We start from the raw sequence: 16,126 nt of genomic DNA, 5'->3' as shown, positions 1-16,126 counted from the left end.
CCTTAATCCGTTATTAACGAAGAGAAATTTACAGTGAGTGATCGTTATCTAGTTATCGGCAATCCAGTGCATCAGAGCAAGTCTCCATTTATTCATGCTGAATTTGCGCAAATGTGTGGACAGGATATCGTTTATGACCGCTATCTGGTTGAAGCAGATCAATTCGATCACACCGTTATAGAGCTGTTTTCCCAAGATCTGAAAGGAGCCAATATTACCGTTCCATTTAAGGAGAATGCTTATCGTCTGGCGGACGAACACAGTGTACGGGCAGCTACTGCCGGCGCAGCCAATACGTTAAAAAAACTAAGCAATGGCAAGTTGTATGCGGACAACACCGATGGTGCAGGATTAGTCAGAGACCTGACTGCCAACCATCAAATTTCACTGACGGGTAAGCGGATTCTGATGTTGGGAGCCGGAGGAGCCGTCAGAGGCGTTTTACATCCTGTATTACAACAAAACCCTGAACAAATCGTCATCTCCAATCGCACGGTTGAAAAAGCCACTTTGTTGGCTAAGTTATTCTCTGAGTATGGCAGCATTGAAGGCAGCCCTTATGAGGCCCTGAGTGGACACTTTGACCTCATTATCAATGGCACATCAGCAAGCCTTCATGACCAAGTACCACCCGTTCCAGAATCGCTGATTCACGGTGATATTGTCTGCTATGACATGATGTACGGTTCTGGTGACACTCGATTTAATGCCTGGGCCAAGTCTCTCGGAGCCGCAAAGTGCATCGATGGACTCGGCATGCTGGTAGAGCAAGCCGCCGAGTCATTTCAGGTATGGCGGGAAGTAACAGTTACTGACACCTCCAGTGTTATTGATAAACTGAGAGCCAGCCTTTAAAGCTGGCTCAACAGAGTTTCAGCATCACTGACTTCGTATTTACCTGGCTCATCGATATTCAGTTGCGTCACTACCCCATCTTTCACCAGCATTGAATAACGTTGCGAACGTATTCCCATACCACGTGCAGTCAAATCGAGTTCCAGACCTACGGCTTTGGTAAATGACGCTGAACCATCTGCAAGCATCAGCAGATTTTCGGCGTTCTGATTTTCTCCCCAGTGTTTCATAACAAACGCATCATTCACTGACACACAGGCAACGGTATCGATGCCTTTTTCTTTCAGACGGTCAAAGTTAATGACAAAGCTCGGAACATGGGCAGCACTGCATGTTGGGGTATAGGCGCCGGGTACAGCAAACAGTGCGACAGTTTTACCAGCAAACAAATCCTGGGTGCTATATTCTTTCATGCCTTCATTTTCCAGGACATGGAAAGTAGCTTCTGGTAGTTTCTCACCTACGTTGATAGCCATTACGGGTTTCCTTTTTTTGGAGAAAAGAGTGTGCGGTCTAAGCCTTAAGGCTTAAACGGCATGGTTATTCTGGATGAATTTATACACGCTAATAACCTAGCGTAGTTATAAGGTATATTATGAAAATCACAACTCTATTAATAGATTTAGGCGGTGTTCTCGTCGACCTTCGCTGGCGGGAAAAAGTGTCTGCGTTGTTGCAACGGGATGTACCTATTGAGCAGCTTCATCAGGCATGGATCAATTCAGAAGCAGCGAAGGCTTTTGAGACCGGTCAATCGAGCTTCGATCAATTTATCAGTCATTTTCGACAAGAGTTTGGCATTACCAAAAACGAGCAGGAAATACAGAAGGACTTCATGGAAATGCTGGCCGGCCCCAAATCCAGTGCCAAAGAAATTCTGGCCGAATTAAGAAAACACTATCGCCTGGCGTTGCTGTCCAATACCAATCCTCCACATATTTCAGAAGTACGGGAAAATTATGGCCTGTTGGAGCATTTTGATGACATATTTCTGTCTTTTGAAATGGGTTGCATGAAGCCGGATCAAGAGATCTATCTTCGTGCTCTGGAACACATGGCGGTAGAGCCCGGTGAAGTATGTTTTTTCGATGATGGTCTCATTAATGTCGAAGCTGCAAAATCTCTTGGCATACACAGTTTTCAGGTGTTCGGTCCTGAGGATATTCAACAAAGCCTACAACATTTAAATGACTGTATATGACGTTTGCAAACATCATTAACAGCCCAATCAAGCCAATGACCGGAATTTAATCCGGATCATTGGGCTATTATCCACCTGTCAGTTCTGAATACGAAAGTGCGACTTTATTTCCTGCGTTGCCTGCAACAATCCCTCCGGGGATTTTGCATGTTCATTTATATCATTTAAGTCGTAGACTTTGATGTAACCGGGATAAAGTTCATTAACAGTACGATTTTCGATAATTGCAGTATTCACATAACTCTGCGCAATCAACGTTCTTTTATCACGACTGAATAGACTGGACCCCGTTGATATATCGCCATATGTGTTTTCACACCCTATTGCTTCTATCGCCAGCGTAGGAGAAATATCCTCGTGAGTCGTTCGATGTTCAATCAATTCCTGCTTCCCAGGCCAATGAATGACCAGAGGAACTTGCAACTGATAACGACTGAAGTTACTGCCATGTCCCCAGTAGTTTTTACCAGACTCGTTAAATTCTTCGCCATGATCTCCGGTGATCACCACAATGGTCTTATCCCAAAGATTACGTTGTTCCAGTCCGCTTCGGATTTGTCCGACAAGCTGGTCAATAAAGTGGCCGGCATTAAAATATTGATTCAGATACGGTGTCGGATCTGTCGTATTGTCAACCTCTGAAACCTCAATCATCTCTGCTGGAAGAAACGGCTTTTTGAACCCTTCAGGAGTGAGGTATCGGTAATGCGTACTGTTGAAGAATAGAAAGCTGAAAAACGATTGATTGGGATGATTATCTATTGCCGTCATAAGCTTGGGACCAAGCCCCTGATCTCCTTCCGTTGAACTGCCTTCCTGATGGTTCTGTATCGCCGTGATGCCTTTAAAAAACAAATCCTGGGCTTTAGTACGTTCAATATTCTGGTTAGCCAGGATATAAAACTGATAATCCTTCTGCTTCAACGCACTTACCAATGCTGGTTCAGAACCAGCTCCCAAAGCATCCTCCCAATAGATAGCAGATGTACCGTACATCAGACTGAACAGGCCTTTATCCGTCACGTTTCCACCACTCAGGTGATGGGTAAACATCAAAGATTCTTTACCTATCTGATAGATATTAGGAACAATTTCCGGCTTTAATTGATCAAAACGCCAGCTTTCCAGAACGATATAAACAATATTGTAATCTTCTTTACTTTCCTGGCATTGCAGAGGAGATTTTGGATAGTGGAATGTCCCAGAGGACTTAACAGAAATATTCAGATTATCCTGACGCAGGGATTCATTGAGTAATCCCCATTTTTGAATATCGTCATTCGCAATTAACGGTTGATACCATGGAATGACCTGAGAAAAAGAAACAACCTCTCTCATGCTATGAGCATATGCCCAGGCATGAATACATTGCCCTATCAGGGTGCTCACAAACAATAGGCTCCAAAAAGCCGCTGTTTTACCGTTTGAAAGCAACCTGGGAGCATACTGAGTCAATGCAATAAACAGTAGCAGGATTGCTAACAGTACCCCCACCCCAAGACCAACTGTTCCATATGAAACACCCATCCCATCCATATCGATAAAGAACATCTTGATAAAAAACATATCGAGATGAAAGCGGTATAGCTGAAACAATTGACTATCAAGCAGCAAGGTGAAATTCAAAGAAGTTAATATAATAACTAATAATCCATTGAACAACCGTTTTGGGAGCCATGAAATTACCGTGAATATTATGAGCAGAACCAGATGTAGCATATATGCCTGACCCGTGACAGCCAACGGATAGTAGATCTGGCCAAGGTAAGTGTCGGGCGACGCTGCCATCATTGCATTGCGGGTAATTATTAACGAAACAATAACGATACTGAATACACAGGTCTTCAGGAAAAAAGCCAGATTACTCTTTATTACTTTTAACACAAATAAAGTCCTTCGTTACCAGGATATAAAAAGAAAAGTGGAAAATTTGCCCACTACCATAAACGAGCTTGGAAGCAATATAGGTTAAAGTCGTTTTACTCAATAATTTGAATACCAGCACAAATCATCATCCAACTTTTTAGTCAGCGTAGAAAAAAGCAGCCATAAAGGCTGCTTCATTCATCTCAAAAAATACTACACACTTTGAATAAGCTAGAAATCCAGATTTTCGACATTCAGAGCATTGGCTTCAATAAACGCTCTACGGGGCTCAACGTCATCACCCATCAATGTGTTAAATATCTGGTCAGCAGCAATGGCATCTTTGATATTTACCTGCATCATCCGACGAGTCTGGGGATCCATTGTAGTTTCCCATAGCTGATCCGGATTCATTTCTCCGAGACCTTTGTAGCGCTGGATCGTGTAACCTCGTTTAGCTTCTTTCATCAACCAATCAAGAAGCTGTTTGAATGATTCCACCTGTTGAGTCTTTTCCCCTCGTTTAATATAGGCTCCAGGCTCTATCAGCTTGTTGATAGCATTACCCAATTTGCAGATCTCTTCGTAATCATGGCCAGCGAGGAATCCACGAGACATTGGATGGTCTGAACTCAACCCGTGAGCATGAACAGTAACGACTGGCAGAAATATGTGGCGTTCCATGTCTTCTTTTACGCTACATTTAAAATGCATGGAATTTGTTGCAGCTTCTTTTTCCAACCAACTCTGAAGTTCCAAGGCCCAGCTCTCAACAGCCTGGCGATCCGCTAAATGTTCTTCTTTCAGCTGGGATATATATATAGTCCCTTCCAGCGCCTCTGATGGATACAGGCGTGACAATCGGCTGATGATATTCATCACCAAATTGTACTGATTTACCAGGTTTTCCAGTGCGACTTCCCGGATAGGCGGTGCTTCCGGATTAACATAAAACTCCGCATCAGTGATTGCCTGATTGATCATATAGGCATCCAGAGCATGATCATCTTTCATGTAGTGCTCTGTTTTCCCTTTCTTAATTTTATATAGCGGTGGTAACGCAATATATACATGGCCATTTTCTATGATTTCGGGTAATTGCCGGAAGAAGAAAGTGAGCAATAATGTTCTGATATGCGACCCGTCAACGTCCGCATCGGTCATAATAATGATTTGATGATATCTGAGCTTACTAATGTCATATTCATCTCGACCGATACCACATCCTAGTGCAGTAATCAGGGTTCCTACTTCCGCCGACTGAAGCATTTTATCGAAACGGGCTTTTTCCACGTTCAGAATTTTACCTTTGAGCGGCAGAATAGCCTGGGTCTTGCGATCACGGCCCTGTTTTGCCGATCCACCTGCAGAGTCACCCTCCACAAGATATAGTTCGGACAGAGCGGGATCTTTTTCCTGACAGTCTGCAAGTTTGCCTGGTAAACCGGCGATATCCAGCGCTCCTTTACGACGGGTCATGTCTCTGGCTTTTCTCGCAGCCTCTCTGGCTCTGGCAGCATCGATCATCTTACCGACGATAATTTTTGAATCATTCGGGTTTTCCAGAAGATACTCAGTAAACCTTTCCCCCATTTCCTGTTCTACAGCTGCTTTTACCTCAGAAGAAACCAGCTTGTCTTTGGTTTGCGAGCTGAATTTAGGATCAGGGACCTTCACTGATACAATAGCAGCCAGACCTTCACGAGCATCATCACCAGATGTCGCAACTTTTTGTTTTTTAAGGATATTTTCTTGCTGAATATAGTTGTTGAGTGTTCGCGTTAAAGCCGACCGAAAGCCCGCCAGGTGCGTACCACCATCTCGTTGAGGGATATTATTGGTGTAACAAAGAATATTTTCCTGATAACTGTCATTCCATTGCAACGACACTTCAACGGTAATGCCGTCTTCCCGCTCAGTGGTGAAGTGAAACACCTTGTTTAGAGTTTGCTTATTTTGATTTAAATAGCCAACAAATGCTTCCAGACCACCTTCATATTTGAATTGTTCTTCCTTGCCGGTCCGCTCATCTCTCAGGATGATAGAAACACCAGAATTTAGAAATGATAACTCCCGCAGTCTTTTGGCAAGAATATCCCAGTTAAATTCAATGTTATTAAACGTTTCTGCAGAAGGCTTAAAATGGATTGTCGTACCAGTACCAGTACTTTCTCCCACTACTTTCAAAGGCTCCTGGGGAACGCCGTGTATATAAGTCTGCTCATGAACCTTGCCATTTTTGCGAACAGTCAGCACCAGTTCTTTAGAAAGAGCATTTACAACTGATACCCCTACTCCATGAAGTCCACCAGAGACTTTATAGGTATTATCATCAAACTTACCACCGGCATGAAGTACGGTCATGATTACTTCTGCAGCAGAGCGGCCTTCTTCAGCGTGAATATCGACTGGAATACCACGACCATCATCGATAACCGTTATGGATTCATCTGGGTGAATGGTGACAAGGATATCCTTACAATAACCAGCCAGAGCTTCATCAATAGAGTTATCAACCACTTCAAAAACCATATGATGCAAGCCGGTACCATCGTCAGTATCGCCAATGTACATACCTGGCCTTTTCCTGACTGCATCCAACCCTTTTAGTACTTTGATGCTCGAGGAATCATATTCTTTACTCATCTAATTCTCCTGAGACCTGGCCGTGTTTCACGTGAAACATTTTAATTTGGTCTTTATTGTTCCAAAATTCCAGTAGTTCACCCGGTTCAACACACGTTAAAAAAACCTGGGCATCCATCTGCTCTAAAATCTGACACACTTTATGTGTGTGGTTGCTGTCCAGCTCCGCTGGTAAATCATCCAGCAAAAAAATACAGCGCTTATGTTCTTTAAATGTTTGTAAGTGGGCGCCTTGCGCAAGCTTCATAGCGATAACAACCAGTTTTTGCTGGCCTCGCGAAAGAATATCTGCCGCGTTGTGCTTACCTAATTTAATACGAATGTCGGCTCTTTGAGGTCCGCTATGGGTAAAGCCTGTTTTTATATCAACATCCTCTGATGCACCGAGAACATCCAACAGACTTCGGGCTTTATCCCATCCCCTATGATACGAGAGAGAAAAATCGTCTAAGTCAGTCAACTTCGCCAATATATCTACAAACTGTTGTTTGAATCTTTCCAGATATTGCTGTCTATACTCATCCAATCTTTCAGCAGCGGATGCAAATTCTCTGGTCCAGGCAGACATCTGAATAGGGTCGGTTATTTTACCAGAACGTAGCAAACTATTCCGATTTTTAAGCGCCTTCTGTACACGTTGCCACACATTTAAAAACCCGTGTTCCACGTGAAACACACCCCAATCAAGAAACTGTCTTCTGACTGCAGGAGAACCTGTCAATAAGTCAAATGCCTGTGCATCAATGATTTGCACCGGAGACAATTTGGCAAGTTCAGAAACGGCCGTTACTTTCTCGCCAGATATTTTTATTTGATTAACACCGTCAACGGCCTTGGACACACCAACATGGTTGTGAATTTCTCCAATCTCACCGTATACGGTTAAAGCATGCAGACCCTGCTGAATAAGGGTAGTGTTTTTTGAGGAGGTAGAGCGGAAGGAGCGTCCGTGAGTCAGTATATGAATGGACTCCAATACCGACGTTTTTCCAGAACCATTATCACCGAAAACAATATTTACAAAATAGGCAGGCTCCAATCTGGCATCGGAGATGTTACGAACTCCCTGGATATGAAGCCTGTGTATAGTCACTATCTAATTAAGTTCATCAAAGCCGCATAGGCATCACAACGTAAAGAGACCCTTTATTTTCTGCGTCGTGAATTAAAGTACTGCTATTGGGATCAGACATGATCATTTGAACCTGATCACCATTGATAACATTGAAAACATCCAACAGATAATTCACGTTAAAACCGAGCTCCAGTCTTTCGCCGTCATAGTCCACCGCCATGTTCTCCTCGGCTTCTTCCTGCTCCGGGTTATTAGCAAGAACCTGCAGATTACCATCCTGTAAAATGATTCTGACACCCCGGTACTTTTCATTAGATAAAATAGCCGCTCGCCCAAAAACCGATTTACACTCAGCCCGTTCTGCAACAATGATCTTATCACCACCCTTCGGTAACACACGCTCATAGTCAGGAAACTTCCCATCTACCAGTTTGGAGGTGAAGGTAAAGCCTGGAGTTTTTACTCGAACATGATTGCTACCGATAGAAACCTGCACCTCACCAGTTCCCTCCCCCAACAGTCGGGCTAATTCCAATATCCCTTTGCGAGGAATAATGACCTGCCTGCGACCCTCCGTGACCATATCCATTTCTACAGAGCTCAGGGCCAGTCTATGGCCATCAGTGGCGACGGTACGCATATGGCCCTGGTATATCTCCAGCAGCATGCCATTTAAGTAGTAGCGAACATCCTGTTGAGCCATTGCGAACGATGTGGCATCGATAAGTCCCTTCAATATCTGTTGGTCGACGCCAAAGGTCAGATTGTCTTGTTCATCTTCGACGTTAGGAAATTCAGACGCAGGCAATGTGGACAAAGTAAAACGGCTTCTACCGCTGGTAATGATGACTCGACTTTCGTCGGTTGAAAAAGTAATCATCGCGTCATCTGGTAGCGACTTAACAATATCCATTAATTTTTTGGCAGGAATTGTCACTTCACCATCAGAAGCCGGCCCTTCTATAGATAACCTGCCAATAAGTTCGACTTCTAAATCTGTTCCGGTTAGTGAAATCTGATTATTTTCCAACACCACCAACAAATTCGATAAAACAGGTAAAGTTTGCCGACGCTCAACGACACCGGAAACAAGTTGCAAAGGTCTGATCAGAGCATCCCTTGGCACCGAAAATTTAATCATCCTATTTCTCACTTATTGGGTAAAAATCTTATTAATTGAAAAGGGTCGCCGAATATGCTGAATTTTATCAGGTTGTCAGAGTCCTTAGAAGGTTGTCGTAGTCCTCTCTGATATCCAAATCTTTTTCACGCAAGTCTTTTATTTTACGACACGCATGCAACACGGTTGTATGGTCACGGCCACCAAAAGAATCTCCTATTTCAGGCAAACTATGGTTAGTCAGTTCCTTTGCCAGAGCCATTGCTATCTGCCGTGGTCTCGCCACACTTCTGGACCGACGCTTGGAATTCAAATCACCAACTTTGATTTTAAAATACTCAGATACCGTGCGCTGAATATTTTCTATGCTAACTTGTTTCTTCTGCAGATCCAGCAGATCACGCAAAGAATCTTTGACCAATTGGACAGAAATTTGAGCACCCGTAAAATGGGCATTGGCAACGACACGTTTTAACGCCCCTTCAAGCTCCCTGACATTTGAACGGACCAGCTGCGCAATAAAAAATCCCGCATCCTGTGGCAAATGAATACCGGTTTCATCTGCTTTCTTCATCAGAATCGCTACCCGCGTCTCCAAATCAGGTGGTTCGACCTGAACCGTCAATCCCCAGCTGAAACGACTTTTTAACCTGTCTTCAACACCGGTAATTTCTTTATGGAAACGATCACACGTTAAAATAACCTGTTGATTCCCTTCAAGTAACGCATTAAATGTATGGAAAAATTCCTCCTGAGAGCGATCCTTACCAGCAAAAAATTGTATGTCGTCAATCAAAAGTGCATCCAGACTGCGATAAAAACGCTTAAATTCATTAATCGCGTTTCTCTGTAGCGCCTTAACCATATCCTGAACAAAGGTCTCGGAAGGCAAATACATCACCCTTGCATTCGGATTTTTTCTTAAAATACTATGCCCAACAGCCTGCATAAGATGGGTCTTTCCAAGTCCCACTCCACCATATATGAATAGTGGGTTATATGCACCGCCAGCATTCTCCGCTACCTGTTGTGCAGCGGCTAGGGCCAGCTGATTGGATTTGCCTTCAACAAAGTATTCAAAGGTGTAATGGGGGCTGAGATAGTTTTCCAGTGGTGCTGCACTATCTTCCAGAGAATGAGAGGCAGGGGAATATTCCCTGGAGGCAGAGGTTTCATTGTTATCAATATCGATGACACGATTGGATTGAGAGGTGGATGACTGAGGGTAATACTGGCCCTTACTATTATCAGTCGAAACGGGTGCCCCCGATCGTATATAGCCACTGGCCGGTGAGTTAAAACTGGTCATGGCTGCCTCTTTTCTCTGACCAATTACCACCTTTATATCTGATCTTCCCAATCCGCTGAGGATGGCCATAATCTGATCAAGATACTTTTCTTTCACCCAATCCATCACAAACCGATTGGGAGCACTCAGAATAACTTCCTGATCATTCTCAACGACCTGTAATGGCCTGATCCAGGTATTAAACTGCTGGCTGGGTATTTCTATCTCCAGCTCACTTAAACATTGTTGCCAAACAGTCTCAGACACTATCAGTCCTGCTACAAAACCATAAATGGATGCTTAAAAACTGAACAAAAGGGAATATTTTGAAACACTTCAGAAGCAAGGACACTTATTTTAGTGCTCAGAGCAATAATTATCCACATCGAAAGCCAAAAGATATCCACAATTTCAAAAAATATTTTTTACCTTATTTTTTAATGGTTTAAAAAATTTATTTAATAGTTTTCCTCAATGTTATCCAGTGAATACCGAAAAAAAATAACACCGTGTGGATAAATGTAGGTACAAAAGGCTGGAAAACCTGAGTGCAAACATCTGGATAACTTTTCTGTGGATAAATACCTGTTTTATACCCACCTTATTCAAGGTTTTCGGCAAGATACCCAACTGTAATCAACAGACTTTTATTTTATATAACTTATTGTTTTTATTGATTTTTTATTACTTATCAACAAAAATTTCGGTTACTAATAACTATAACAATCATAAAAAACAAAAAAATATAAACAATACTTCTAAATACTCTTTTAAAATTCTCATACGCGAATAAGCTGAAAACGGTCCTCAAATGGACGTTGTAACCCGCTGGAAAACTCTATAGAATCCGCCGTCCTAATTCAGGGCTACAGTCCTACATCTAAGTACTCGGTGGATAGTGATGAAAAGAACATTTCAACCAAGCAATCTGAAGCGTAAACGTACTCACGGTTTCCGTGCCCGTATGGCTACTGCCAATGGTCGCCAAGTCTTGGCTCGTCGTCGTGCCAAGGGTCGTAAGGTTTTATCTGCCTGATTTTTTCAGCTGATAACCGATATGGGATCCTGCGAATTTACCCGACAGCAACGTCTTCTGACAGCCAAGGACTTTCGTAGGGTCTTCGATCTCACCCAATCCAGGGCAGCTTGCCCAGAACTTCTTTTCCTCGCCAGAACCAACGATCTTCCTGCTAATCGTCTCGGATTTATTATTGCCAAGAAGAATGTCAAACGGGCGGTTAACAGAAATCTGATCAAACGCATTATTCGCGAAGAATTCCGGTTAAAACCCCACTCCCCTACTTCAATTGATATTGTGGTACTGGCACGCAAAGGCGCTGATAAACTTGATCGGAAAGCACTACACAACATTACCCGCAAAATGTTTAAGAAGCTTGATAAACGGCTTCAGGAATCAGCCGTTTAAGCCAGTCTCAACAGTGGTAAAAATAAGCCCCAGAAGGTAGGATTACGCCCACTTTTTTGCCCACCGAAAATAGGTTTTTAAATCGAATGGAAAATGTCAGACGTTATGCTCTGTATGTTGCTCTCGCTGTAGTTTCTTATTTGTTGCTACAGGCCTGGAATACAGACTACGGCCAAACGATCAATACGGCTCCTCAGCAACAGTCTCAGCTGCCTTCATCAATCCCCGATGCATCCAGCAGTCCTATGAACTCGACCACCGATGCTGATGAAGTACCTCCTGTTGGGCAAAGTACTTCTGTGCAGCCAACCGCAACGGAAAATACTGGTTCCAATCGTTATGTCCACGTTAAGACAGATGTTCTGGAACTTAATATCGATCTCAGTGGTGGTGATATTGAATATCTGGCATTGCCTAAATACCCACAATCGCTGGAAACTCCGGATGTTCCGTTTATTCTGCTTGAAGATGATTCAACCCGAAAATTTGTCGTTAAAAGCGGTTTATTCTTAGGAACACACTCGGAAGGGCGTGGCGAATTTACGGCTTCTGCCAGCAATTACACTATGACGGGGGATTCCCTTGATGTTGTATTGTCGTATACCGCCAATGACATCACCTACGATAAGATTTTCCACTTTCGTAAGGGTGATTACCTGTTTGATGTCTCCTATCGTCTGACCAACAACTCCGATAAGCCATGGGAAGGTTCCTTTTACGGTGAAATTAACCGTGATAAAAGTGCCGATCCAAGCGCCTCACAAGGGATGAGTTTCTCCTCGGTACTGGCGTTTGCATGGACAACCCCGGATACCCGTTATGAAAAAGTAACGTTCGGTGATATTGATGACGGTGTTACGCATTTGAAAAATGAAGGTGGATGGGTTGCCTTCCTGCAACATTATTTTCTGACCGCCTGGGTTCCCAGCAAGCAGGATTCCAACACTTACTACTTTAATAAGACTTCCGACAATCGTTACCGTGGTGGTTTTACCGGCCCGACCGTCGCAGTGGCACCGGGAGCGACTGGTGAGCTGACTGCCAGTATCTATACCGGTCCGAAGATTCAGCAGCACCTTCGGCAAGTCGCAGACCATCTAGAACTCAGTGTGGATTACAGCTGGTTGTGGTGGGCGGCCCAGCCTATTTTCTGGTTGTTGACAAAAATCCAGTCCGTGGTCATTAACTGGGGTTGGTCGATCATTCTGCTGACAATCTGCATTAAAGGTTTGTTCTATCCTTTGACCGCTTCCAGCTATCGCAGTATGGCGAAAATGAAGAAATTTGCTCCAAAGATGCAGGAACTGCGTGAGCAGTATGGCGAAGATCGCCAGAAAATGAGTCAGGAGCTCATGAAGTTGTATCAGAAAGAGAAAATTAACCCGTTGGGTGGATGTTTACCCATGCTGGTGCAGATGCCGGTATTCATGGCTCTGTACTGGGTACTTCAGGAAGCGGTTGAATTGAGACAGTCGCCATGGATCTTCTGGATCCATGACTTGTCACTCAAAGACCCCTTCTTCATTCTGCCCATTCTGATGGCTGGTTCCATGTTCCTGCAAATGCAGATGACAACTCAGGCAAACATGGATCCCATGCAGGCCAAGATGATGAAGATGATGCCCTTGGTATTCGGGGTCATGTTCCTGTGGTTCCCGTCCGGTCTGGTACTGTACTGGCTGGTGAACAATCTGATCACCATTGCCCAGCAGTGGTACATTAACCATCAGATAGCCAAAGCAGATAGTAAGAAGGCTACCAGTTAATTACTAAATGAATGAAAATCTAAAGGCCCGTTAAGGGCCTTTGTTGTTTTTGGAGTATGGTTATGAGCCAAGGTGACACTATCGTTGCAATCGCAACGGCCACAGGTCGTGCCGGGGTCGGGATTATTCGCGTTTCCGGGCCTAAAGCCGCTGTTATCAGCCAGCAGTTGACCGGTCGTCAGCTTACCCCCCGCTACGCCCACTATGGCCCTGTGCGGGACAACCAGGACGGATTGCTGGACGAAGGTATCTCCTTGCTGTTCCCTGGCCCTAACTCATTTACCGGTGAAGATGTTTATGAATTTCAGGGACACGGTGGACCAGTGATTCTGGATCTGGTAATGCAACAAATACTGTCATTGGGTGCCAGGCTGGCACGTCCCGGAGAGTTCTCCGAGCGGGCATTTCTGAATGACAAGCTCGATCTGGCTCAGGCGGAGGCTATAGCGGATCTGATTGATTCGGTCTCTGAACAGGCAGCGCGCAGCGCTTTACGTTCCTTACAGGGAGAGTTTTCAAATCGAGTGAATGCACTGGTTGAAGCTCTGATTCAACTGCGCATCTATGTTGAGGCAGCGATTGATTTTCCCGAAGAAGAAATCGACTTTCTGGCAGATGGCAAAGTAACTGGCGACCTCGACGATATTATCAGCCGCCTCAATGAAGTCTTTATAGAAGCCAATAGAGGTGCACTGATGCGTGATGGCATGAAAGTAGTCATTGCCGGCCGGCCGAACGCTGGAAAATCGAGTCTGCTGAATGCTCTGGCTGGTCAGGAACGGGCGATTGTGACAGATATTGCCGGTACCACCCGCGATGTACTCAAAGAACACATCCATATTGACGGCATGCCATTACACATCGTTGATACCGCCGGTTTGCGTGATGCGCCCGATGAAGTTGAAAAAATAGGCATCGAGAGAGCCTGGCGGGAAATTACCGAGGCTGATCTGGTGTTGTTGATGGTCGATTCTACCGAGACCTCGGAAACAGAACCCATGAAAATCTGGCCGGATTTTATTGATCGATTGCCCAAAAATGAACGGGTAACAGTGGTCCGCAATAAATGCGATCTGAGCAGTGAACCCCCGGGACTGGAGAATAACAGTGGCAATACCGTAATTCGTATCTCCGCAAAAAAACAGTCCGGTATTGAAGCCCTACGAAGCCATCTTAAAAGTGTCATGGGCTATGAAGCCGGCAATGAAGGTTCATTTATGGCCCGTCGTCGTCATCTGGATGCACTTGAACGTGCTCGTACAAGTCTTGCTAATGGACGCCATCAACTGCTGGATTCCGGTGCCGGAGAGCTACTGGCTGAAGATCTTCGTGACGCCCAAAATGCCTTGGGTGAAATTACCGGTTCATTCAGTAGTGACGATTTGCTCGGCAGGATTTTTTCGAGTTTTTGTATCGGCAAATAAAAGAGGAGTCAGTCAAGTCCAGTGATCGGAGTGATACATGCTGTAGAGCTATCAGTGCAAACACCTACAAAAAATTTGATCCTAATGCTGGTATTGAGACCGCCAGATTTACAGTGTCGTTTTTTGCTCATGCACTGATATAATCGTGGAATATTTAACATGAAAATTTCAATGAGTTATCATGAATGACATTTTTGAATATCGCTATTTTGATAATTAAATTTTGTTAATTGTTTTTATATTAACTTTATAAGCTACATGTTTATGCAGATATCATTAAAAAAATTATAATGTATCATTTTTGCCTTTTTTTTAATTTTTAATGGCGGCTTTGAAATTTCTAATATCAAAATTTAGTAAGAAAAATTTTTTTCGTTTCCAAATGAATAAGATGCAATCAAATTCTGATTTCTGTCTTGGTTATTGAACATATCATTCTGTTGGTCATATCAGTTACCACCGCTCTTTCTCCTCTCTACTTATATCTATGGGGTTTGTGTAGTTGTTCATTCCGTTGATTGAATAAATACTTCAGGATTTGTCACATTTTTGTCAGTGCGAAAATTATATGTGCTGGTTGACCAGATAAATTCTGTTTCTATTGGCTTGAAAACTGACAAAACCTACCAATATAGTCGCTCCGGTAATCACGGTAAAAAGCGCTGGCTGCGCATATACGGTGAACAATAGTCTTTTAATTCCACTGGAGTAGAATCCATGCTTTTTGAGAAACTCAACTGGCGTTATGCCACCAAAAAAATGGACCCGAGCAAACCGGTTCCACAGGAAAAGGTTGATAATATACTGGAAGCAGTACGCCTTGCCCCAACTTCCAGCGGCTTGCAGCCGTTTGAAGTCATTGTAGTCAAGAACAAAGAGATCAAGGAAAAAATCAGAGCGATCGCCTGGGATCAAAGTCAGGTAACAGATTGTTCTCATTTGCTGGTATTCGCGGCCTGGGATAATTACACCGAAGAACGTATCAATATGATGTTTGATCTGGTTAATGAAGAGCGTGGTTTCAAGAACGAAGGGTGGGAGGCTTACCGTCAGAAACTGTTAGCCGGCTATCCTCCACGGGATCCAGAAGAGAACTTTGAACATGCCGCACGTCAGGCATATATCGGTCTTGGTCTTGCACTGACAGCAGCTGCATTTGAAGGTGTGGATTCCACGCCAATGGAAGGTTTCGATCCCGCCATGCTCGATGAAATTCTGAACCTTAAAGAACGTCATCTGAGATCTGTAGCGATCATGCCGTTGGGATATAGGGATTCCGACAAAGATTGGCTGGTAAACCTGAAAAAGGTTCGGCGTCCGAAAGAAGGTTTTATCTCCGAAATTGAATGACGTAATGTCAAAATTTATTTTCTGATTTGTAAACAGGCTATTGATCAATGGTCAGTAGTCTTTCTCTCCTCAATGTTCAACTGTCCAAAACCACTAAACCCACCTTATT

General features: G+C 43.8%; 13 protein-coding genes. 7 read left to right on the top strand and 6 right to left on the bottom strand.

Annotated elements, in window-relative coordinates:
• Window positions 1–33 precede the first annotated feature (33 nt).
• Window positions 34–855, top strand: coding sequence for a shikimate dehydrogenase (gene aroE / locus YC6258_RS02580; protein ID WP_044615662.1), 822 nt, complete (start codon window positions 34–36; stop codon window positions 853–855).
• Here aroE and YC6258_RS02575 read toward each other — a convergent pair.
• A complete protein-coding gene (locus YC6258_RS02575) occupies window positions 852–1,331 on the bottom strand; it encodes a peroxiredoxin (RefSeq protein ID WP_044615661.1) in 480 nt (159 codons plus the stop codon). The two genes, aroE and YC6258_RS02575, sit on opposite strands and share 4 nt — an antisense overlap.
• Before the next feature lie 119 nt (window positions 1,332–1,450).
• On the opposite strand from YC6258_RS02575, the gene YC6258_RS26930 reads away from it, so the two are divergent.
• Window positions 1,451–2,056 (top strand): HAD family hydrolase, encoded by a 606-nt coding sequence (locus tag YC6258_RS26930; protein WP_052830012.1) that lies wholly within the window; start codon window positions 1,451–1,453, stop codon window positions 2,054–2,056.
• Between the two features lie 78 nt (window positions 2,057–2,134).
• On the opposite strand, the gene YC6258_RS02565 is transcribed toward YC6258_RS26930, so the two are convergent.
• The 5 genes from YC6258_RS02565 to dnaA all read right to left on the bottom strand — a co-directional run bounded on the left by YC6258_RS02565 (window position 2,135) and on the right by dnaA (window position 10,318).
• The gene (locus tag YC6258_RS02565) at window positions 2,135–3,940 is read right to left on the bottom strand and encodes a sulfatase-like hydrolase/transferase (RefSeq protein WP_044615660.1); all 1,806 of its coding nucleotides are present in this window, start codon (window positions 3,938–3,940) and stop codon (window positions 2,135–2,137) included.
• Window positions 3,941–4,153: 213 nt separating this feature from the next.
• Window positions 4,154–6,568 carry a DNA topoisomerase (ATP-hydrolyzing) subunit B gene (gene gyrB / locus YC6258_RS02560; RefSeq protein WP_044615659.1) on the bottom strand — a complete coding sequence of 805 codons (2,415 nt, stop codon included), beginning with the start codon at window positions 6,566–6,568 and terminating at the stop codon, window positions 4,154–4,156.
• Window positions 6,561–7,661 (bottom strand): DNA replication/repair protein RecF, encoded by a 1,101-nt coding sequence (recF, locus tag YC6258_RS02555; RefSeq protein WP_044615658.1) that lies wholly within the window; start codon window positions 7,659–7,661, stop codon window positions 6,561–6,563. Before recF ends, gyrB begins: the two co-directional genes overlap by 8 nt.
• A 16-nt stretch (window positions 7,662–7,677) precedes the next feature.
• Window positions 7,678–8,781, bottom strand: a complete 1,104-nt coding sequence (gene dnaN, locus YC6258_RS02550; RefSeq protein WP_044619667.1) for a DNA polymerase III subunit beta — start codon at window positions 8,779–8,781, stop codon at window positions 7,678–7,680.
• A gap of 70 nt (window positions 8,782–8,851) precedes the next feature.
• Entirely contained in the window at window positions 8,852–10,318 is a 1,467-nt protein-coding gene (dnaA, locus tag YC6258_RS02545; protein WP_044615657.1) for a chromosomal replication initiator protein DnaA, read from the bottom strand.
• Between the two features lie 634 nt (window positions 10,319–10,952).
• Here dnaA and rpmH point away from each other — a divergent pair.
• From rpmH to YC6258_RS02525, 5 genes are all read left to right on the top strand, one after another.
• Window positions 10,953–11,087 carry a 50S ribosomal protein L34 gene (rpmH, locus tag YC6258_RS27920; protein ID WP_082070528.1) on the top strand — a complete coding sequence of 45 codons (135 nt, stop codon included), beginning with the start codon at window positions 10,953–10,955 and terminating at the stop codon, window positions 11,085–11,087.
• Between the two features lie 21 nt (window positions 11,088–11,108).
• On the top strand, window positions 11,109–11,477 hold the full coding sequence (rnpA, locus tag YC6258_RS02540) for a ribonuclease P protein component (RefSeq protein ID WP_044615656.1): 369 nt from the start codon (window positions 11,109–11,111) through the stop codon (window positions 11,475–11,477).
• A gap of 86 nt (window positions 11,478–11,563) precedes the next feature.
• A complete protein-coding gene (gene yidC, locus YC6258_RS02535; protein ID WP_044615655.1) occupies window positions 11,564–13,243 on the top strand; it encodes a membrane protein insertase YidC in 1,680 nt (559 codons plus the stop codon).
• Between the two features lie 56 nt (window positions 13,244–13,299).
• Window positions 13,300–14,667 carry a tRNA uridine-5-carboxymethylaminomethyl(34) synthesis GTPase MnmE gene (gene mnmE / locus YC6258_RS02530; RefSeq protein WP_044615654.1) on the top strand — a complete coding sequence of 456 codons (1,368 nt, stop codon included), beginning with the start codon at window positions 13,300–13,302 and terminating at the stop codon, window positions 14,665–14,667.
• A 717-nt stretch (window positions 14,668–15,384) separates the two neighbouring features.
• A complete protein-coding gene (locus YC6258_RS02525; RefSeq protein ID WP_044615653.1) occupies window positions 15,385–16,017 on the top strand; it encodes an NAD(P)H-dependent oxidoreductase in 633 nt (210 codons plus the stop codon).
• Window positions 16,018–16,126: the final 109 nt, after the last annotated feature.

Origin of the sequence: Gynuella sunshinyii YC6258, assembly GCF_000940805.1 — a bacterium.
Lineage (GTDB): Bacteria > Pseudomonadota > Gammaproteobacteria > Pseudomonadales > Natronospirillaceae > Gynuella > Gynuella sunshinyii.
This window is presented reverse-complemented; position numbering and strand designations above follow the sequence as displayed.

Excerpts from the sequence above, each read along its gene's own strand:
- YC6258_RS02575 (WP_044615661.1), bottom strand. The coding sequence starts at position 1,331 with ATGGCTATCAACGTAGGTGAGAAACTACCAGAAGCTACTTTCCATGTC.
- YC6258_RS26930 (WP_052830012.1), top strand. The coding sequence starts at position 1,451 with ATGAAAATCACAACTCTATTAATAGATTTAGGCGGTGTTCTCGTCGAC.
- gyrB (WP_044615659.1), bottom strand. The coding sequence starts at position 6,568 with ATGAGTAAAGAATATGATTCCTCGAGCATCAAAGTACTAAAAGGGTTG.
- rpmH (WP_082070528.1), top strand. The coding sequence starts at position 10,953 with ATGAAAAGAACATTTCAACCAAGCAATCTGAAGCGTAAACGTACTCAC.
- rnpA (WP_044615656.1), top strand. The coding sequence starts at position 11,109 with ATGGGATCCTGCGAATTTACCCGACAGCAACGTCTTCTGACAGCCAAG.
- yidC (WP_044615655.1), top strand. The coding sequence starts at position 11,564 with ATGGAAAATGTCAGACGTTATGCTCTGTATGTTGCTCTCGCTGTAGTT.
- mnmE (WP_044615654.1), top strand. The coding sequence starts at position 13,300 with ATGGTTATGAGCCAAGGTGACACTATCGTTGCAATCGCAACGGCCACA.
- YC6258_RS02525 (WP_044615653.1), top strand. The coding sequence starts at position 15,385 with ATGCTTTTTGAGAAACTCAACTGGCGTTATGCCACCAAAAAAATGGAC.